Below are 19,577 nucleotides of genomic sequence, written 5' to 3' on the forward strand. Positions count from 1 at the left end.
TCGCGAATATATTCTAAAACGTATTAAAACATGACTTTGGAACCGAATAAAGTTGAAAAAAATGACCAGCTGGCAGGATTCAAATATGCCTGGTATAAAAAAAGAGAATATAATATCAATATAAAATCCTATCTTACTTTAGGAACAGGAAAAGCCAACCAGACGGAAATAGAAGAAGACTGGGTAGTAATACCGGGAGAATATAATCATATTACCATACAGTCTTCTACCCAGCGATATATTCAGGCAGACGGGCAGATGCAGCCATTTTATGAAATTCTTGAAAAAATAAATAAAGCGACTGAGGTTGTTGAATTATCTTTAAATACAGATAAAAGTATCCACGAAGTAACCAATAAAAATGAAATTGTAAGCAGGTGGGAAGAGATAAAGAAGGATCTGCATTTTTTTGAGCTGGTAAAAGAAAGTTATAAGGTATTTATTCAGATCTATGATAAAGAATTTAACAATATAGATCGTAATATCAGACAAAACTTTTTGTATCAGATCATGTTTTATCCTTTACCGGCATTCAGCGGGGGAAGTTTTACAGATGAAATTCCTGTAAGAACAGCTTTGTCAACCCTTTTCCCGGGAGAAGAACTTGAATATAGTTCCTCGTATAAAATTTTAAAAAATAAAGAAGGAGGCTTCACTGTGAAACTGGATGGAAAAAGTAAAGGAAATCAGTCTCGCTTTGAAAGTATTTATAAAGATAAATATCAGAGAACGCTCGGAAATGCTTTGGAATATAAGTATGCCATCGAGGGAGAGTATATTTATAATAAAGATTCTGTACTATCAGAGGTCATATTTCATGTGAAAGAAGAACTGAATGAAAAGATGATCTATGTATGCAGGTACCATATAAGGTTAAGTGAAAAATAACAATTAATACGATCACTATGAGTCAATTATATATCGCACAGGATACTCCGCTTACTTGTAGTAAAGGCCGAAGACTTATAGGAATTGGAGTCAGTTCTCAGTCTTCCGTAAAATTGAAAAAAGGAGCTAAGCTGATGGCCACGGAAAAGGACCGTTTTAAAGACAATTTTATCTGTCCTGAAATGATGATGGCAGGAGCATTAGCAGGGGTAGCAGTAGCGGCAGCTTTCTCCGGTGGACTTTTTGTTTTAGCGGCAGCAGCCTGGGCAGGAAGTGCCCTCATAGATGACTGCCTCAATATCTGTTCATTTTTATGCAAGGGAAGCGACTGGCAAAATACCCATCCAAAAGTGAAAATTGAAAATAAAAAACCTCTGTTGCAAAATTCCAGTCTACACTGTTTCATAGGAGGTAAAATCACCTTTCATTTACCTGTTGCCCAGCTGCAGGAAGCCTCTATTGCCAGTAGAATGGCCCAGGATTCTTACGAAGATAATAACGGGAATAATACAAGTATTGATGGGTACACGCGAATCAATACAGATGATCAGGCTGAGCTGGACAAGCTGTTTGGTCCGGGCGTGTTAACCAGCAAAGATTTCAATACCAATAAAGATAACGGTTTCTTTTCCTCTTTATATTATAATAAAGAAACAGGAGATTATTTTGTGGCATTCAGGGGATCAGAACCTAAAGGAATGCAGTTTTATCATGACTGGTTCATCGAAGATGGAGGACAGGCGCTTGGTTTCGCAACGCCTCAGATAGAAAAAACGAGAATGCTTGCGGAAAAAATGGATAATGCGACCGGAGGAAAAGTGAAATTTACCGGACATTCATTAGGAGGAGGAAACAGTGCCATGGCTTCCTATTACACAGGACTTCCGGGATATACCTTCAATGCAAGAGGAGTACATGGCAATACACTCGATTATCTTGATAAAAAAGGAGCTGTAAAATCAACTTCCGGAATTATCAATTACAGTACAAGTAATGATATTCTTAACGGGCTGCAAAATAACAGGGAAGGTTTGCTCTCTACATTAGCTGTATCCAGAATTCCGGGGCTCAATAAAATTGCAATTTTCGGAGGTCTTACAGGAGGTGTTCCTAGAGCGCTTGGAGAACAGAATGAAATCTTCGGGTACATTGAGGATAATGAAGGGCTTGGCCTAAAAACCATTGGAAGTGGACATAGCGCATATAATGATGCGTTTCAGGCGATGCTGGCCACTATAAATACTGATGTTGTAGCTAATAATATATAATATGAAACCATTTATTTTAATAATACTTTCTATCATGACACTTTTTTCCTGTTCAGATTTTAATCTTAGGTCGCGTAAAAACGAAAATAGAAATCAATATCCTCCTTCAAGAATGTTTACAGGAGACGGTTTATCAGCTGCCCAGAAAATGTTTGATGGAGATCTGAAAGGCATGGAAGAAATTATTAAGGAAAAAAATATTGATATCAATAAATTACAGGAGAACACAGGGTATACCTTACTGATGTATGCTTCTATTATTGAAGATTTGAAAGCCATGGAAAAGCTTTTAGAACTGGGAGCTGATCCCAATATTATAATACCTCATGAAGGTTTTGAGTCTCCTTTGAATCATGCTGTAGCACTTAATAATTACGAAATGCTGCAATTACTTTTCAAATATAAAGCCAGTCCTAACCCGGCTGTAGGGAATTCCCCGTTATCTGATGCAATGACCCTTGGAGGTGAGGAAAGTACCGAAAAGAAAATGATTGATTACTTACTTCAGAACGGCGCTGACATCAATAATGTTTCTTATAACGGAAGCAACATTATGGAAAGTGCTGCCAGGGATGATCTGGATATGGCAGAATACTTTCTGGCCAAAGGAGGGTTGCCTAAAATAAAAGGAACAGACCTTTGCCCAATGGCAGAGTATATTCAGTATAAGGAAAAGCAGAAAAGTGACCGTAATCTGCCAGACTCTCCTTATTATCAAAAATTATTGGGAATTAAAAAACAGCTGGTTGATCAATATAATGTAGCGTTTCCGTATAAGAAAGACACAATAGAAGAAGCAAAACTTAGAATAAGACAGTATGAATCTTTAAGTTCTAAAGACAAGCTATCAGTGAATTTCAAAAAAAATTACGGTGAAAATCTTTATCAGGAAGATTTAAACAGAGTTAAAGGAAAATGACATTGCATGTAACATGATTATTCCGGAGGTTTTTTGTCTATGATGGGGGAAATATTTTAATTTCAAAGTTTTTCTATTTTTGATGTAACATATTTATAACTAGAGTGTTAGTTTAGTATGTAAATCCATTGTCGTAGAATTACGACAAGAAATCGTAGAATTACTACACTTTTTCAGATTTATATTTAAATTTTTTTTTAAGCCGTAAAGAGCTTCTATATTTGCTAACACAATCACTGAATAACAATATTAACGATTAAAATTTACAATCATGGCCGAAAGAAATTCAAGAGGAATCTTAAAATTCAACAACGGAGAAGGACAAAAGCTGTTAAAAATGAACTACAGCGTATCAAGATCTACAGACGTTTCAGGACGTGTAGCATCAGATCCTTCTAATGCATTAATCAAGGTGACAGTAGAAGCTACTGAAAAATCAGACATCCTTGAAAGCTTACTGAACGGTAAATACAAACCGACAGTAGGAGAGATCACTTTCAACAAATCTCACGAAGAAGGAACACTGATCACTTTGAAATGGGAAAACGGATACGTAATCCAGCACGAAGTAGACTTCGATGCTATTGACAGCAACAGTATGCTGATCAGCTTCGTGGTAAGTGCTGAAACCATCGACTACGGTACTTCCCAGTACGCAGGACTATGGCCTTCAGCAGGCAAATAAGCCTATTCATCATCTTAGTAAAAATAAAATTGGTACAGAACAGCGGACAAGAGACGCTGTTCTGTTTTTTATTTAGCAGGATCAGAATTTTTAAAATCATATCAAAATAATAAATCTCTTGAAGGTGTAATAATAAATTTTCTATTTCTGTCCTTAATGTATTTGTTATAAGGTATTTATCTTCCATTTTTAAATCTAATGTCGTAGAATTACGACAAGAAATCGTAGAACTACGACATCAAATCGTACAATTACTACACTTTTTCAGATTTCCTTTCAATTGCTTTTTTTTCAAAATCAGGGGCTTTATCTTTGTTATATAATTATTGAATTACAATTTATTACTAACGATTAAAATTTACAATCATGGCAGAAAGAAACTCAAGAGGAATCTTAAAATTCAACAACGGAGAAGGACAGAAACTGTTAAAAATGAACTACAGCGTATCAAGATCTACAGACGTTTCAGGACGTGTAGCATCAGATCCTTCCAATGCATTAATCAAGGTGACAGTAGAAGCTACTGAAAAATCAGACATCCTTGAAAGCTTACTGAACGGTAAATACAAACCGACAGTAGGAGAGATCACTTTCAACAAATCTCACGAAGAAGGAACACTGATCACTTTGAAATGGGAGAACGGATACGTAATCCAGCACGAAGTAGATTTCGATGCAGTAGACAGCAACAGTATGCTGATCAGCTTCGTAGTAAGTGCTGAAACCATTGACTACGGTACTTCTCAGTACGCAGGACTATGGCCTTCTTCAGGTAAATAATCCCATAAACTTAAATAAAAAAAGAAACAGTATGCCTTCGGGTATGCTGTTTTGTTTTGTTTTGTATAAAGAGAACCACCAAATAAGGAGAACTTAGAAATAAGATGAAATAAAACAATTTCTCAAACTCTTATTGCTAATAAGCATTCTCCCTATCCCGAAACCCCGCAATCCCGAACCTCGCATCCCGAAACCCTTCCTCAAACTATCAACTTTTACTCCTATTTTCTTATATTTGTTCATTATTCAAAATATGGACGCAACACAAGATAAAAGGCTGTTTCTCATCGATGCTTATGCGATGATTTTCAGAGGATATTACGCATTAATCAGGAATCCGAGACTCACCAGCAAAGGTCTGGATACTTCTGCCATCTTCGGTTTTACCAATTCTCTCATCGAATTGATCAGAAGAGAAAAACCAACACACCTGGCAGTAGTTTTTGATGTTGGACAGGCCAGTGTAAGAACTGATGATTTCTCAGAATATAAAGCCAACAGAAGCGAAACTCCCGAAGCAATCAAAATTGCGATTCCATATATCCACAAAATTCTGGAAGCAATGCACATCCCGATTCTTGGGGTGGAAGGATATGAAGCCGATGATGTCATTGGAACTATTGCATGCAAAGCCGAAAAAGAAGGATACACCACCTTCATGGTGACACCTGATAAAGATTTTGCACAGCTGGTTACGGATAAAATTAAAATTTATAAGCCAGGTTTAAAAGGCGGCGACATTGAAATTTTAGGAGTAGAAGAAGTAAAGGCAAAATATGAGATTGATGATCCTAAGCAGGTGATCGATTTCCTTGCCATGATGGGAGATGCCGTAGATAATATTCCTGGATTGGAAGGAGTAGGAGAGAAAACTGCCATGAAATTCCTGAAAGAATTCGGCAGCATTGAAAATTTATTAGCCAATACAGATAAACTGAAAGGAAAACTGAAAGAAAAAGTAGAAGCTTCCGCAGAACGTGGTATTATGTCTAAAAAACTGGCAACCATCATCTGTGATGCTCCTGTAGAATTCCATCAGGAACAATATGACCTGGAAACTCCGGATTTTGAAAAAGTAAAAGAGGTCTTTGACGAAATAGAATTCAGAAGACTATACGAAAACCTTTACAGGGCTTTCGCTCCTGCAGCTGTAGAAACAGTGGTTGTAAGTGAAGTAGAAGTAAAACAGACTCCGGCCGGAACTGAAGTAAAAGGGCAGGTGATGCAGCTTGACCTTTTTGCCAATTTTGAGGAACTGGAACAGGCTACTTCTACAAAGTCTACGATTGAGAATAATGATCATCTTTATCAGTTTATCAATAATCCGAAGGCACAGAAAAAGCTCGTTGACAACCTGCTGCAGCAGAAAGTGGTGTGTTTCGATACTGAAACGACATCATTAAACGAACTGGAAGCAGAACTGGTTGGAATGAGTTTCTCTTATAAAAAAGGACTTGCCTACTACATTCCTCTCTCTGAAAACAGAGAAGAAGTGTTGCAGACCCTGGAGATTTTCAGACCGTTTTTCGAAAAAGAAGACCTGCTGAAAGTAGCGCACAACCTTAAATTTGATTACAAAGTTTTAAAACAATACGACATCACCGTGAAAGGCGCCATGTTTGATACCATGATCGCCCATTACCTCCTGAACCCGGACGGAAGACACGGGATGGATTATCTCTCAGAAGTATATCTGAACTATAAACCAGTATCCATTGAAACCATTATCGGAAAAAAAGGAAAAAAACAGGGGAATTTCAGAGATGCTGATCTGAGAACACAAACAGATTATGCAGCAGAAGATGCAGATGTAACTTTCCAGTTGTATGAGCTATTCGCACCACAGCTGAAAAAGGAGAACCTGGAAGAGCTTTTCTTTACCATTGAAATGCCTCTGATGGAAGTACTGGCAAAAATGGAACTTGCAGGAATTTCTCTGGATGAAAAATGGCTGGCGCAGGAAAGTGTTGACCTTGAGAATGATCTGAAACAGCTTGAAACAAAGATTTTTGAACTTTCAGGAGAAGAATTCAATATGAATTCACCGAAGCAGCTGGGAGAGATTCTGTTTGAAAAATTACAGCTCGATCCAAAAGCGAAGAAAACAAAAACAGGGCAATATGCAACATCAGAAGATGTGCTTCAGAAGCTGAATTCAAAACATGAAATCATCAAACACATCCTGGAATACAGAACGTATCAGAAATTAAAATCAACCTATGTAGACGCTCTGCCTTCACAGATCGAGAAAAAAGATAACAGAGTACACACCAACTTCTCACAGACTACAGCGGCTACAGGCCGTTTGGCGAGTGTAAACCCCAACCTGCAGAATATTCCGATCCGAACGGTGAGAGGACAGCAGATCCGTGGAGCTTTTGTTTCCGGAGAAGGAAAGAAGATTATTTCTGCCGATTATTCACAGATTGAACTTCGTTTAATTGCTGAAATCTCAGGAGAAGATAATATGATCAAAGCCTTCCAGGATGGAGAAGATATCCACGCTTCCACAGCGGCAAAACTCTTTAAAATTCCTTTGGCTGAGGTATCCAAAACCCAGAGAAGCCAGGCTAAAACTGTAAACTTTGGAATTATCTACGGACAAGGAGCTTTTGCTTTGGCAGAACAAACCGGATTGTCCCGTACAGAAGCCAAACAAATGATCGAGGCATATTTCGAAACGTATCCGAAACTGAAGGAGTACATGGCTGAGCAGGTGAGCAAAGCACGCCAGGTGGGATATGTGGAAACCATATTGGGAAGAAAGCGCCATCTGAAAGATATCAATTCCAACAATTTCGTGGTAAGAGGTCATGCAGAAAGAAATGCGGTAAACGCACCGGTTCAGGGAAGTGCTGCCGATATTGTTAAAATTGCCATGATCAAAATTGCCAGAGAGCTTGAAGAGCAGCAGCTTACAACAAAAATGCTTCTACAGGTACATGATGAACTTGTGTTTGAATCTCCGATAGACGAGATTGATGCCGCTTCAAAACTGATCAAAACTGAAATGGAAAGTGCCCTGAAAACACAGGTTCCTTTATTGGTAGAGATTGGAGTAGGAGATAACTGGCTGGAAGCACATTAAATACTGAAAATTATACCTTAAATAAAAAACTTCCGTCTTTCGTAGGCGGAAGTTTTATTTTGCTAGAACTGGACAGCTTACTCTTGTTCTACAGAATTGTAAACATTGGTGACAACATCATCAGGAGAAACATTTTCAAATAAAAATCTTTCTTTTTTTACTTGTACTTTTTTAGTTTCTGATGGCATTTCTTCTACCATGGTATTTACCGTTTCCAGTGTTACTTTACCTTTCATAGGCTCATAATAGAGGGCAGAGTGGGAACCCGCACCCATATTATACGTTTCGACATAGGTAAGAATCAGGTTGTCATTCACATATTTGAATTTACTGAACTGATTACCATAAGGTCCGATATCATAAAGATTGATATTCAATATTCCTTTTTCAATGCTGATGTCTTCAGGATCGTGTATTTTATAGCCAGATTCATTGTATTCATCGGGAAGAACGGTTTCAGAACTTTTAAATAACCGGTATGTTTTGTCAGTATTCTTTAGAAGGACTATCATAGTTCTCTGTGCTAAAGTGTCGTCTTTTTTTCTAAGAACCAAAGCTTTATCAGGAAGTCCGTCCTGGTTGAGATCACCTTCGGTTTCGTATTGAATTTCATATTGACTGGATACAAAATCTGAGACTTGTTTTCCTGCTGTCGACTGCTCCTTCTGAACTGGTGCCGTATCCTTTTTTATAATGGCCGAAGAGTTTTTCGGAGCCTGTGTTTTGGTTTTGTTACATGAATAAGCAATTAAAGAAGCAAAAAATAAAGTAGAAATGATTTTTTTCAATGGTTTGTTTTTTAAGATACAAATCTAGCTTTTATTTCCTGATAATGTAAAATTACAACACACAAACATCCCAGTACGGTAACAGGAAGAAAGGAAAGTGAAACTGTATATTGGATTTCCGAATTGAAGTCGTAAGTACTCCAGGAAGATTCCCTGTCTACAAATAGGGTGTAGTTCCAAAATAACCAGACAAAGATCAGGAATAGGAATTCGACTGAAGCCTTGAAGACAATCTTTTTAACAAAGAAAAGCAGAGAAAAGACAATTGATAAGAACCCACCGGCTATAAGGGATATATACACCGCATCTTCAAAAAATGAACAGTCTATACAGCCGCTTGAAACACGTTCTGAAAGGGTTCCCATTGACCAGTAAAATTGTAAGAATGTAACCACTGAAATAAAGATGGTAATAATAAGCCATCTCTTCAGAAAAGAGTAGAACTGATTAAGTTTGAATTCTTTCATGATGTTCAAATATCTGAATTATTTTATCATTCTTACAATAGCTAAATCATCTGTGGGTTTTACTCCGTATTGATGCTCCAACTGCTTTAGTTTCCTGTTAAGCATTTCTTCAGTGTCGATATTCTGACGGTCTATCATTAAATATTCAGCAAAATTGATCATTTCTTCAGAATTCGTTTTTTTAATTTTTGAAAAGCTCAAAATACCATCAGTAGCAATGGAAACATCATTCAGATCATCAAAAAATAATTTCTGAGACTGACGGGGATACCATTCTTCAAAGTCTTCATGGAGATGATAAGCTAAATAGTCCGGTTTATTATTACGGTCAAATTCTGTGATATTTCCATTGACACAGACAACTCCATCACCAATAGCTAGGATGAATCCTTTGTCCTTTGTGATGTCATAAATCAGGATTATAAGAGTAGATAACAACTCTTTTTCGTCCAGCATCAGATGATTTTTTACAAATTTGAGTTCATTGAATAAACCTTTTATGATTTCTTTAAGCTCTTTTTCCAGACTGTGCTCACTGCCTTTTTCATATAATGCCTTGTAACCGTTTTCAATAATTATTTTACGTAAAATCTTTCCAGTAAGTGTTGATGCAAAATGACTGTCCATAGCTGTGGAACACCCATCCATCACAGCACAAACAATCTTATCAGAACTGATTTTTTTGATGAGGAGATCGTCTTCACAATGGTTAATATGATAATCTCCGATTTGTAGAGTAGAATATAAATTCATTACATGCTAAAATAGATTTATTTTTTTAAATGTAACCTTATTTCATCCTCATTATAGATATAAAAATAGCAACAAGTAATCACACGTATCATGAAATCACTTGTTGCCGGTGTTGAGAAAGCAGTTTTGCTTTGGTTATTAAATATCGTATCCTATTTCTCCCACATAATGCAGTGAAAAATCATCATTTTCTACAGAAACAGGATTAGGAATAACAAATCTTGTGGCGAAAATAATAGCATTCACAGGAGTATCCAAACTGAGTTCGTTTAATTTATTTTCCAGAACCGGAAGCCATTGGTCAGCATAAGAATACTCTGCAAACTTATCATAAAGACTAAGGCTTTCATCCTCAAAACCATATTCTATAAAATCATCATCAAACCATTTGATGCCCTGTGATTCTGCGAATCTGGAAACATACTGATCATCAGTTTCTTCCTCTATATAGTAATTTTCATCCTCTTCTACAAAGTTGTAAAAGTCTTCTTCACTCTTGAAATATCCTAACCAGAAGTGTGAAATTTCTTTATCCATAATAGTATATAAGTATTATTTTTTTTAAGTGACATTTTCCCGCGTTGATGAATATCCCTTTTATACAAGGAAATTTCCGCAATTAAAATGTAACATTACAAAAGTTTTTCGTGAAACAAATTTTTGGTCTGCAACGCAAAATCTCCTCAGCAAAGATAGTTCCTTAATAGTATTTATTGTAAATTTATTCTCAGTTTAAATTATAAAAGATGGATTTTCTTCAGGACCATTATATTATTAAAAATGAATTGCTGCTGATCCTTATTTCAGTTATTCTAGGACTGTTCATTGGTGCTGAACGTGAATACCGTAATAAGTCGGCCGGTCTCAGGACCTTTATTCTCGTATGTTTTGGTGCCTGCCTGTTTACCATACTTTCTATAAAAATAGGTGTAGACAATCCGGATCGTCTTGCCGCCAATATTATTACAGGAATCGGATTTCTGGGGGCAGGAGTCATTTTCAAAGGTGATAATAAGATTGAAGGAATTACCACAGCAACCACTATCTGGGCAACTGCTTCTATTGGAATGGCTGTAGGTTCCGGCTATGTTTATATTGCATTGTTGGGAACTACGTTGGTATTACTTATTTTAAGTGCCCTTACTTATCTCCAGAATTTTATTGATAATTATAATAAAGTAAGGGAATACAAAATTGCCGTAACAGACTCTCAGGATATTAAATATTGTGAAAATATATTCAAAGAAAATAACTTAAGATATCAGATGCTTAAACAGCAGTATTCTCAGGAAAGCTTTACCATCATATGGAGGCTTACCGGAAAAAATAGCCATCATGAGGAAGTTATCGGACGTCTGGTGAATGATCCGAAAATTAAAGCGTATCAGTTTTAGAGGGTAAAAGAGCAAAAAAATAAAGGCCGAAGCCTTTACTTTTATTTTTTCTTAAATACATAAAGATCTTTGTTGGGACCATCGATCTCTTTTCCTTCCATATCCAGTTGGATCAACATATTCTCACCCACTTTATATTTATATTGGGCTGTTTTCCCTTTTAAAGTAATCATGCTTCCTGTAGCATCCCATTCAAAAGTGCCTTTATCCTGATTTTTTGAATTTCTCTCAAGATATTCCTCGGTGATACTGAATGTTTTATCATCATTTAATGTTAAAGATGTCTTTATTCCCGGACAGTCTGCGCAAGGAACTGTTGCTTCATAAGTTCCGGCCCAGTCAAGAGCATTTTCAGACGTATCACCAGCAGCTGTAGGAGTAGCTTTAGTGATGCTGTCTGCAGCAATAGGTTGTACAGCCGTAGCAGAATCTGTAGTCGCTGTTGTTTCAGTGGTTTCTTTTTTAGAACATGAAGCAAGGAACAGAGCTGATGCCATTCCCAACATGAGCATTTTACTTTTCATCATAATAATTAATTTAAGGATGTTTTTAACAATAAAGTTACTTCCAATCAACAAAAATTGAGCCAGAGGGAAGGGATAGAATGTTTGAATGAATAGTGAATAGTCAATTCGCTTCGCTTGTCAATTTTTAATGAATTTAATTATTTTTGATTATAAAAATTCCTCATTCACTTGCGAAGCAAGCTTCACCATTGACGATCTCTATTTTCAAAAACGAACTCTTAGTAACTTTTCCGCCCGTTTTATAAAGCCTGTTCATATTTTTCTTTGTAAATTGGGGCAAAATTTTGATTATGACAAAAAAGATACTTTTATCTGTATTTCTTTTGCCAGCTGCAATGGCATTTGCGCAACAATATGGAGGAATGTGGATTCCTACAGAGCTGAATGAAAAGGAAATGAAGGATTTAGGAATGAAGATTTCTGCAAAAGATATTTTCAACCCTCAGAAACCAAGCATTAAAGATGCGGTTGTACAGTTTAACGGCGGATGTACTGCAGAAATTATTTCGCCTAAAGGATTGCTTTTAACGAACCATCACTGTGGTTTTGGGCAGATTCAGGCACACTCTACCGTTCAGAATGATCTTCTTTCAAACGGATTCTGGGCAAAAAATACAGAAGGTGAACTTCCTAACCCGGGAGTAAAAGTAGATTTTATTGTAGATATAAAAGAAGTTACTGATCCGATATTAGAAGGTACGGACAATCTTACAGAACCTGAACTTACTAAAAGGATCAATAACAATATTGAGGTGTATAAAAACTCTCAGAAAATTGAATCTTACCAGTCGATCATGGTAAAGCCGATGTATTATGGAAACAAATACTATGCTTACACCATCGAAACATATAAAGATATCCGTCTTGTAGGAGCTCCTCCTCAAAGCATCGGTAAATTCGGAAGCGATACAGACAACTGGGTTTGGCCGAGACACACCGGAGATTTCTCGATGTTCAGAATTTATGCAGACAAGAACAACAAACCTGCAGAATATTCAAAAGACAATGTGCCTTACGTTCCAAAGCACTATTTACCGGTTTCTATCAAAGATAAAAACGAGAACGATTTTACTTTTGTTTTCGGATTCCCGGGAAGAACTACAGAATACCTTCCTGCAATCGCTGTAGAGAAGATTATGAAAGATATTGACCCTGCAAGAATTGCGGTACGTGATGTGGCTCTGAAAACGTTGGACGAAAAAATGCGTGTTGACAATGAAACCCGTATCAAATATGCTTCAAAATATGCTTCAGTAGCCAACTACTGGAAAAAATGGATCGGTGAAGTAGAGGGATTGAAAAAATCCAATGCTGTAGAAAAGAAAGTAATGTATGAAGGTTCTTTGGTCGCTAAAAATCCTGAGATCAAAAATACTTTGGATCAGCTGAATAAACTGTACAACGATCAGGCTCCTTATGCACTAAACAACGCTTACTATACAGAAGTAATCAAAAATGCGGAGACTTTGAAATTAGCTGGCGATTATTACGACTTCGTTGCGTCTGTAGAAGCGGGAAGAATGGATGAAAAAGAACTTTCAAAGCTGAAAACGAAATTAACTTCTTTCTATAAAGATTACAGTGCTGAGCTTGATGCAAAAGTAACTGCAAAACTATTGGCTTTGTACGTTAATAAAACGGCACCTCAGTTTTTACCGGCAGGATTCAGCAAATATAAAGATGAGAACGCTAATATTCCTGTTGTAGAAGATATGTCTAAAAACTCTGTCATTACAGGAAGAACTGCCGTAAACGGAGGAACTTTAACTGCTGATATTGATAAAGCATTTTCTAATCAGGATAAACTGATCAGGACTTTAAAGAAAGACCCTATTTATCAATTATATGTTTCTATGAAGGAAACCTATATGAAAACTGCAGATCCGCAATATACCTCAATGCAGGCAAAAATTGATGCTTTGCAGAAAAAATTCATGGCGCAGCAGATGCAGACGGATAAAGACAGAAAATTCTTCCCGGATGCCAACTCAACACTTCGTGTAACTTACGGTAAAGTAAAAGGTTCTACTCCTAGAGATGCCGTTTCTTACGGATACCAGACTCACCTTGCAGGGGTAATGGAAAAATACGTTCCGGGAGATTATGAATTTGATGTTCCAAAGAAACTGATTGATCTTTACAACAAAAAAGATTTCGGAATCTATAAAGATAAAACAGGTGATGTTCCGGTAGGATTCACTGCTACCAACCATACAACCGGAGGAAACTCGGGAAGCCCGGCTCTTGATGCTAACGGAAACCTTGTCGGATTGAATTTCGACAGACAGTGGGAAGGAACAATGAGTGATATCAATTATGACCCGCGTTTCAGCAGAAACATCATGGTAGATACAAAATATATTCTTTTCATCATTGATAAGTTCGCAGACTCAAAGTGGATTGTTGATGAAATGAAGATCATAAAATAATTTTAAAAGTTATACCTTTAAGAATCTATTTGAATTTAATTTTGAATAGATTCTTTTTTATTTACAATAGGATGAAAGAAAGGATCATCAATGTTTTGGCAGCTTTTGAAACTGGAAATATCGGAAAATCATTTCCGCTGGACTATTGTCTGCCGCTTTATCACAGTGTTTCCGATAAAGAACTTCCTCATTTAAAACATGTGATCCGTTATAAAACGACTCAGCAGTTTGAAGACGATCTGGATCACATGGCCAGTAATTTTCAGTTTGTGAACTGGCAGGAGTTTAAGGATTATAGGGCCGGAAGTTTTAAACCTTCAAAAAAAATTGCCCTTTTAACTTTTGATGATGGTTTCAGAGAGTTTTATGATATTGCGGTTCCCATTCTGGAACGAAAAGGAATATATGCCTGTAATTTTATCAATCCGGCTTTCATAGATAATAAAGAGATGATGTTCAGGTGCAAGGCAAGCCTTCTTGCGGATGCTGCTGAAAAAATAAAAACCATAGATCCCGAAATTTATTTTATCCTTTCGTTGAAAAATATGGATAGAAGGATTTTACAAAAGAAAATTTTATCCATAAATTATCAGGAAAAAGATATTCTGGATCAGCTTGCTGAAAAACTTGAGGTAGATTTTAAAGCCTATTCAAAACAATATCAACCTTACTTAAATACAGAAGAATTACAGGAACTGACCCGTAAAGGTTTTGGAATTTCTTCGCACAGCTGGGATCATCCCAAATATGGTGATCTGTCTTTGAAAGAACAAATGGCAACAACCAACAGAACTTTTGCCTATTTAAAAGAAAATGGCTTTTTGTACGAAAGTTTTGCATTCCCTTTTACCGATTTTGAAGTAAAGAAAGATTTTTTTGATGAACTTTATAAAAATGAAGAGATCTACTGCAGCTTTGGGTGTGCCGGTATAAAACTGGACAGTGTGAAGAGAAACTTTCAAAGAATTCCAATGGAAGTGGGAGAGAGCGGAGCACAGATATTGAAAAAAGAAACAGCTTACTTCAGATTGAAAAGCCTGATGAATAAAAATACGATTGTGAGAAAATGATAGCGCTGAAAACATTCAATAGAAAAGAACTGGAAGATTTTATATCCTCCGGAGCTTTCCGGCAGTATGATTTCCTTCCGGTTACCAGACACCGTGCGCTGTCTCATATTCAGAATCCAAAAGCAGCAGACGAAGATACACTTCTTATTCTTGCTTTTTATGAAGAAAAACTAATCGGTTATGTGGGATGTTTTCCGGATTGTTTTATCATTGATGGAAAAGAAATCCGCTATGCCTGGCTCAGTACCCTGTATGTAAACCCGGAATACAGAAAAAAAAGACCGGCGAAAGCATTGCTGAAAAAAGTTTTTGAAGAATACGAAGGCCGGATTGCCATTACAGAATTTACCAAAGAAGCAGAAGCACTCTACAATATTATGGGTGTTTTTGAATATGGCTTTCCCAAAGAAGGCAAACGCTACTACTTCAGAACCGATGCCGCTAAAATGATTCCTGAAAAGAAACCGGGAACACAACCGTTGAAACCTCTTTTTCAAATTCTGGATGCTGCCGCCAATGGAGTGATCTCAATAAAGAACCTGGCCGCACCAAAACCAGATTTTAAATATGAAGTTCTGGATCACATCGACAAAGAAAGTACAGATTTTATGAACAGGTTTCCCGGGATGCGTAATGCAGATGAAATCAATACTTTTATCAATTATCCCTGGGTTTTGGAAGGCAAAAAAGATGAAAGGTATTTTTTTTCAAGTTTTGCAGATACTTTTACCTATTTCTGGATCAAGATTTTTGATCAGAATAGTAAGCTTAAAGCTTGTCTGCTGTTACAGCTTCGTGACGGGTATCTTAAAATTCCTTACCTCTTTTCGAATACTGATTTAGATGAGGTAATTCAGTTTTTAAATTATTTCATTGTTTCGAATAAAATAAAAGCATTTACTAGTTATCAAACCCAATTAAACGAGGCCATACAACAGTCAAAGGTATTTTCTCTTATCTACCAGCGGGATTTTCACAGAGAATATCTCTTCCATAAAGACCTATTGGAACTTCTTCCGAAAAATTTTAATCCCCATTACCAGGATGGAGACGGAGACTGTATGATGACGTAAAGCAATGATGAATTATAAATTATAAATTGTGAGTCATGAGTTATGAAATGATCATTCATCAATTATCAATTATCATCTATCATTTATCATTTAAAAAAACAAACCGCCTGATATTTCTATCGGGCGGTTTGTTTTTAATGTCCAAAAATATCTTTCAGACTTACTTCTTTAAATATTCCCATTTTATTAACAGCTTCCATATCAAGATTCTCTTTTTTGCCGATAATAGCGGTGTTAAAATGTATTGATTTGACTTCTGTCTGATAAAAATGCTTGATATCCTCAAATGCAAGCTGCTGGATCTGTTCATAAATATCTTTTCTGAAATCATGATAGATATTTAATTTCTGCAGTCTTAAGGTATTGAAAAATATATTGTTTCGGGTAACCCTTGTTGAAGCAATCTGTTTCAGTGCTGCATTTCTGGCATTCTCAAACTGAATAGGGACTTCCGGAAGCTCGTTCATCAGTTCATTCAGGGTATCCACCGCGATCATCAGCTTGTCAGGCTGGGTTCCGATATAGGTGGTCACATAATCAGGATGGTTCAGTTCAGAGTTCGCGGCATAAGAAACATAAGCAGAGTAGGCAAGACTTTTACTTTCCCGCATCTCCTGGAAAACAATGGAAGATAATCCTCTTCCGAAATATTCATTGAAAACATTGATCTTTCCAAAATGAAGCGGGTTCACCTCGTTTCCTTTACCAATCTTGCTCATTTCCATCTGAACCATATCATAGTTGATGAAATAGACGTTTCCTCCCGTTGCCGGTTCCGGATACAGTTTGGCTTCCGGTATCTGAAGGCTTTCAGGTTCTATGTACCCACCGATGTATTTTGTAAAGGTTTCAAAATTTTTACCATAGAAAAATACCTGATAAGGATATTGGAAAAGCTTTTTCATTCTGTCTGTAAAAACTTCCGCACTGCTGTTTTCAAGCTCTTCCTTAGAAATAACATCCGTAAAACGTGAGTTGCTGCCCAGCTTTGTATAATTGTTCAGGGCTGTTATAATCCGGTTTTTATCCTTCTTCATGGCCTGACGGTTTTCCAGTACTGTTCCCACAAACTGATTATAGATTTCCTGATCAGGCTGCACATCTCGCATCCAATGCTGCAGAAGGGCAATTCCTTTTTCTATATTCTCTTCCAGTCCGCTCAGCGAAATGGTCAGCTGATTGTTCGTTGTTTTAAAATCATTGCTGATTCCGATTTTGAAAAACTCCTTTTTTAAATCCTCCGGCGAAAGGGTATCAGTTCCCAAATACTGAAGAAGCTGAGTTGAAACCCCTAAATCTCTGTCATGATCACTTCCAAAAGAGAAAATGAAATGTACCTGAGCAATATCGTTGTATTTATTCTTTACGAAACTTAATTTCTTTCCGTTAAGCTGATCTGTAACGATTTCTTTTTGATAATCAATGAATTCAGGCTTAATATCCTCAGTTTTATCCGCTAAAATCTCTTTCAAAAACTCTGACTGCGTATCACGGTTGATCTTAACAGGAGTGATTCCTGGATTCTCAACCCTGATCAGTTTGTCGTTTACCCCTTTTTCTTTATTCACAACCACATAGTTTTCCTTGAAAAACTCATTGGCAAAATTCACTACGTCATCTTTGGTGAAAGAAGCATACTCATCCATTTCATTCAGTTCCTCTTCCCAGGTTCTTCCTTTGATATAAGAATCGTAAAGATTGGTGGCGAGACCTTCGGCAGTTTCAAGACCTTTCATTCTCTGCAGTTTGAAATCATTGATGATGGCTGGCAGCATCCAGTCCGGAAAATCTCCTTTCTTGATCAGCTCAATTTCATCCAGTACCATATTCCTGGCTTCCTCCAGAGTTTGTGTTTCCTTAGGAACAGCAACAATAGAAAAATATCCATACTGTCTTAATCCTACAGAAAAAGCCTGAGCCCAAAGCATCTTCTGAGTCTGGTTAATGTGTAGATCCAATAATCCGGCTTCCCCTCTGTTGCTGAGAATATTCGCAACCACATCAGCCAGCATTGCTTCTCTTGTTCCATAGCTATCCGTTCTCCATGCAAGCTGAGTACGTGGAGTAGTAGGGCTTTTTACCGTTCTGACTACAACTTCTGTAATAGGCTGTTCAGTAATGGCTGTCTTTTTAGGAAGCTCCTTATAAGGTAGAGTCCCGAAATACTGATCAATTAATTGGATTGTCTCATCGAAGTCAAGATCCCCAACCAGTACCATAGCATAATTATTAGGAACATAATATTCATCAAAATATTTATGAATAGCCTTCATCGATGGATTCTTCAGGTGTTCCGGTTTTCCCAGTGTTGTTTGCTGCCCGTTGGGATGAGTCGGGAAAAGAGCATCCATCAGTTCGTAGTTCACAAGTCTTGTGTCATTGTCCTGCGCTCTGTTGAACTCCTCATATACCGATTCCAGCTCAGTATGGAAAAGACGAAGTACAATTTCAGAGAACCTTTCCTTCTCTATTTTCAGCCATTTTTCAAGTTCGTTATTCGGAATATTGTTTTTGTAAACCGTTTCATCAAACCAGGTATGCGCATTGGTACCACTGGCTCCCAGAGAAGAAATCGCTTTATCATATTCATTGGCAATGGCATATTGGCTGGCTTCCTGGGAAACTTCATCGATCTTCTTGTAGATTTCCCTTTTCTTTTCAGGATTCTGTTCCGCTTTATGTTCTTCATATAAAGCCGAGATCTGATCAAGAAGTTCTTTTTCCTTTTCCCAGTTCTGAGTTCCGATTTTTGAAGTCCCTTTAAACATCATATGCTCAAGATAATGAGCCAGCCCCGTATTATCAGCCGGGTCATTATTACTTCCTGTTCTTACCGGAATGAAGGTCTGTATTCTCGGAGCATCAAAATTCTGAGCAAGAAAAACCTTTAATCCATTGTTCAAAGTATAGATTCTGACGTTATTTTCGTCATGGGCTACCGTAATATATTCGTATTGGTTTTTATCTGTATGTACCGTTTCCTTATATTTTCTGTCTGTCATATAAAACTCATTTCATTCCTTAGAAACCGGAATGGACTACAAATGTAAGGATTCAAAAAAAATGTTGATCCTTTTTTATCATTATTACATCTATTGCTGCGGTTGAAAAAGTGAATTATAAGCAAGAATCAGCTATGCAGAAAGGAATAAGCTTTTTAATTCTTCATCCAATACCCTTAAACTTTTTCACTCTCCAACCCTCCAACTCTCGAACTTTATAAGGAGCTATTTCCTGCTATCCATTCATACTCCTCGCGCCCACGCACTCCAACGCTCTCACCCTGAGCGAAGCCGAAGGGCCCCACACCTAAAACCCGCCATCCTCCGACGCAAGCTGCGGAGTAACCATTTCTATCAGGGCTAGGATAGGAGTCGTGAATGATGAGTGATGAGGTTCGGGTTATTGTGTTTCGGGTTTCGGGTTATTGAGTTGCGAGTTTCGGGTG

16 protein-coding genes are annotated in these 19,577 nt (G+C 37.2%); 10 read left to right on the top strand and 6 right to left on the bottom strand.

Annotated features, from left to right (window positions below; genetic code table 11):
- The first annotated feature begins 30 nt into the window (after positions 1-30).
- From AC5YGI_RS07325 to polA, 6 genes are all read left to right on the top strand, one after another.
- Positions 31-888: a hypothetical protein gene (locus AC5YGI_RS07325; protein ID WP_330745453.1), complete on the top strand. Its 858-nt coding sequence runs from the start codon at positions 31-33 to the stop codon at positions 886-888.
- A 17-nt stretch (positions 889-905) separates the two neighbouring features.
- Positions 906-2,156, top strand: a complete 1,251-nt coding sequence (locus tag AC5YGI_RS07330) for a Tle-like phospholipase domain-containing protein (protein ID WP_496167901.1) — start codon at positions 906-908, stop codon at positions 2,154-2,156.
- Position 2,157: 1 nt separating this feature from the next.
- On the top strand, positions 2,158-3,075 hold the full coding sequence (locus AC5YGI_RS07335; protein WP_496167902.1) for an ankyrin repeat domain-containing protein: 918 nt from the start codon (positions 2,158-2,160) through the stop codon (positions 3,073-3,075).
- A gap of 271 nt (positions 3,076-3,346) precedes the next feature.
- A complete protein-coding gene (tssD, locus tag AC5YGI_RS07340; RefSeq protein ID WP_053328223.1) occupies positions 3,347-3,760 on the top strand; it encodes a type VI secretion system tube protein TssD in 414 nt (137 codons plus the stop codon).
- A gap of 366 nt (positions 3,761-4,126) precedes the next feature.
- Positions 4,127-4,540, top strand: coding sequence for a type VI secretion system tube protein TssD (tssD, locus tag AC5YGI_RS07345; RefSeq protein ID WP_062675327.1), 414 nt, complete (start codon positions 4,127-4,129; stop codon positions 4,538-4,540).
- A 253-nt stretch (positions 4,541-4,793) separates the two neighbouring features.
- Positions 4,794-7,628, top strand: a complete 2,835-nt coding sequence (gene polA, locus AC5YGI_RS07350) for a DNA polymerase I (RefSeq protein ID WP_330745456.1) — start codon at positions 4,794-4,796, stop codon at positions 7,626-7,628.
- 77 nt (positions 7,629-7,705) lie between these two features.
- Here polA and AC5YGI_RS07355 read toward each other — a convergent pair whose 3' ends face one another.
- The 4 genes from AC5YGI_RS07355 to AC5YGI_RS07370 form a co-directional block, all read right to left on the bottom strand.
- The gene (locus tag AC5YGI_RS07355) at positions 7,706-8,416 is read right to left on the bottom strand and encodes a hypothetical protein (protein WP_496167903.1); all 711 of its coding nucleotides are present in this window, start codon (positions 8,414-8,416) and stop codon (positions 7,706-7,708) included.
- Between the two features lie 11 nt (positions 8,417-8,427).
- Positions 8,428-8,883 carry a hypothetical protein gene (locus AC5YGI_RS07360; RefSeq protein WP_330745458.1) on the bottom strand — a complete coding sequence of 152 codons (456 nt, stop codon included), beginning with the start codon at positions 8,881-8,883 and terminating at the stop codon, positions 8,428-8,430.
- Positions 8,884-8,901: 18 nt separating this feature from the next.
- The gene (locus AC5YGI_RS07365) at positions 8,902-9,636 is read right to left on the bottom strand and encodes a protein phosphatase 2C domain-containing protein (protein ID WP_330745459.1); all 735 of its coding nucleotides are present in this window, start codon (positions 9,634-9,636) and stop codon (positions 8,902-8,904) included.
- A 138-nt stretch (positions 9,637-9,774) separates the two neighbouring features.
- Positions 9,775-10,173 (bottom strand): immunity 22 family protein, encoded by a 399-nt coding sequence (locus tag AC5YGI_RS07370; protein WP_496167904.1) that lies wholly within the window; start codon positions 10,171-10,173, stop codon positions 9,775-9,777.
- A gap of 209 nt (positions 10,174-10,382) precedes the next feature.
- On the opposite strand from AC5YGI_RS07370, the gene AC5YGI_RS07375 reads away from it, so the two are divergent.
- Positions 10,383-11,030, top strand: a complete 648-nt coding sequence (locus AC5YGI_RS07375) for an MgtC/SapB family protein (protein ID WP_446106582.1) — start codon at positions 10,383-10,385, stop codon at positions 11,028-11,030.
- Positions 11,031-11,071: 41 nt separating this feature from the next.
- Here AC5YGI_RS07375 and AC5YGI_RS07380 read toward each other — a convergent pair whose 3' ends face one another.
- Positions 11,072-11,557, bottom strand: coding sequence for a copper resistance protein NlpE (locus AC5YGI_RS07380; protein WP_496167905.1), 486 nt, complete (start codon positions 11,555-11,557; stop codon positions 11,072-11,074).
- Positions 11,558-11,847: 290 nt separating this feature from the next.
- Here AC5YGI_RS07380 and AC5YGI_RS07385 point away from each other — a divergent pair, with 290 nt between their 5' ends.
- The 3 genes from AC5YGI_RS07385 (at position 11,848) to AC5YGI_RS07395 (ending at position 16,129) form a co-directional block, all read left to right on the top strand.
- Positions 11,848-13,986, top strand: coding sequence for a S46 family peptidase (locus AC5YGI_RS07385; RefSeq protein ID WP_330745463.1), 2,139 nt, complete (start codon positions 11,848-11,850; stop codon positions 13,984-13,986).
- A gap of 71 nt (positions 13,987-14,057) precedes the next feature.
- Positions 14,058-15,056 carry a polysaccharide deacetylase family protein gene (locus AC5YGI_RS07390; RefSeq protein WP_496167906.1) on the top strand — a complete coding sequence of 333 codons (999 nt, stop codon included), beginning with the start codon at positions 14,058-14,060 and terminating at the stop codon, positions 15,054-15,056.
- Entirely contained in the window at positions 15,053-16,129 is a 1,077-nt protein-coding gene (locus AC5YGI_RS07395) for a GNAT family N-acetyltransferase (RefSeq protein WP_330745465.1), read from the top strand. The genes AC5YGI_RS07390 and AC5YGI_RS07395 overlap by 4 nt, the downstream gene beginning before the upstream one ends.
- Before the next feature lie 134 nt (positions 16,130-16,263).
- On the opposite strand, the gene AC5YGI_RS07400 is transcribed toward AC5YGI_RS07395, so the two are convergent.
- Positions 16,264-19,131, bottom strand: coding sequence for a M16 family metallopeptidase (locus tag AC5YGI_RS07400; RefSeq protein ID WP_330745466.1), 2,868 nt, complete (start codon positions 19,129-19,131; stop codon positions 16,264-16,266).
- Between the last annotated feature and the right edge of the window lie 446 nt (positions 19,132-19,577).

The organism is Chryseobacterium sp. CS3K3.1 (assembly GCF_059515165.1).

Coding starts and splice junctions, on each gene's coding strand:
- AC5YGI_RS07390 (WP_496167906.1), top strand. CDS start 14,058: ATGAAAGAAAGGATCATCAATGTTTTGGCAGCTTTTGAAACTGGAAAT.
- AC5YGI_RS07325 (WP_330745453.1), top strand. CDS start 31: ATGACTTTGGAACCGAATAAAGTTGAAAAAAATGACCAGCTGGCAGGA.
- AC5YGI_RS07400 (WP_330745466.1), bottom strand. CDS start 19,131: ATGACAGACAGAAAATATAAGGAAACGGTACATACAGATAAAAACCAA.
- tssD (WP_062675327.1), top strand. CDS start 4,127: ATGGCAGAAAGAAACTCAAGAGGAATCTTAAAATTCAACAACGGAGAA.
- AC5YGI_RS07360 (WP_330745458.1), bottom strand. CDS start 8,883: ATGAAAGAATTCAAACTTAATCAGTTCTACTCTTTTCTGAAGAGATGG.
- AC5YGI_RS07395 (WP_330745465.1), top strand. CDS start 15,053: ATGATAGCGCTGAAAACATTCAATAGAAAAGAACTGGAAGATTTTATA.
- AC5YGI_RS07365 (WP_330745459.1), bottom strand. CDS start 9,636: ATGAATTTATATTCTACTCTACAAATCGGAGATTATCATATTAACCAT.
- AC5YGI_RS07370 (WP_496167904.1), bottom strand. CDS start 10,173: ATGGATAAAGAAATTTCACACTTCTGGTTAGGATATTTCAAGAGTGAA.
- AC5YGI_RS07330 (WP_496167901.1), top strand. CDS start 906: ATGAGTCAATTATATATCGCACAGGATACTCCGCTTACTTGTAGTAAA.
- tssD (WP_053328223.1), top strand. CDS start 3,347: ATGGCCGAAAGAAATTCAAGAGGAATCTTAAAATTCAACAACGGAGAA.
- AC5YGI_RS07375 (WP_446106582.1), top strand. CDS start 10,383: ATGGATTTTCTTCAGGACCATTATATTATTAAAAATGAATTGCTGCTG.
- AC5YGI_RS07335 (WP_496167902.1), top strand. CDS start 2,158: ATGAAACCATTTATTTTAATAATACTTTCTATCATGACACTTTTTTCC.
- AC5YGI_RS07380 (WP_496167905.1), bottom strand. CDS start 11,557: ATGATGAAAAGTAAAATGCTCATGTTGGGAATGGCATCAGCTCTGTTC.
- polA (WP_330745456.1), top strand. CDS start 4,794: ATGGACGCAACACAAGATAAAAGGCTGTTTCTCATCGATGCTTATGCG.
- AC5YGI_RS07385 (WP_330745463.1), top strand. CDS start 11,848: ATGACAAAAAAGATACTTTTATCTGTATTTCTTTTGCCAGCTGCAATG.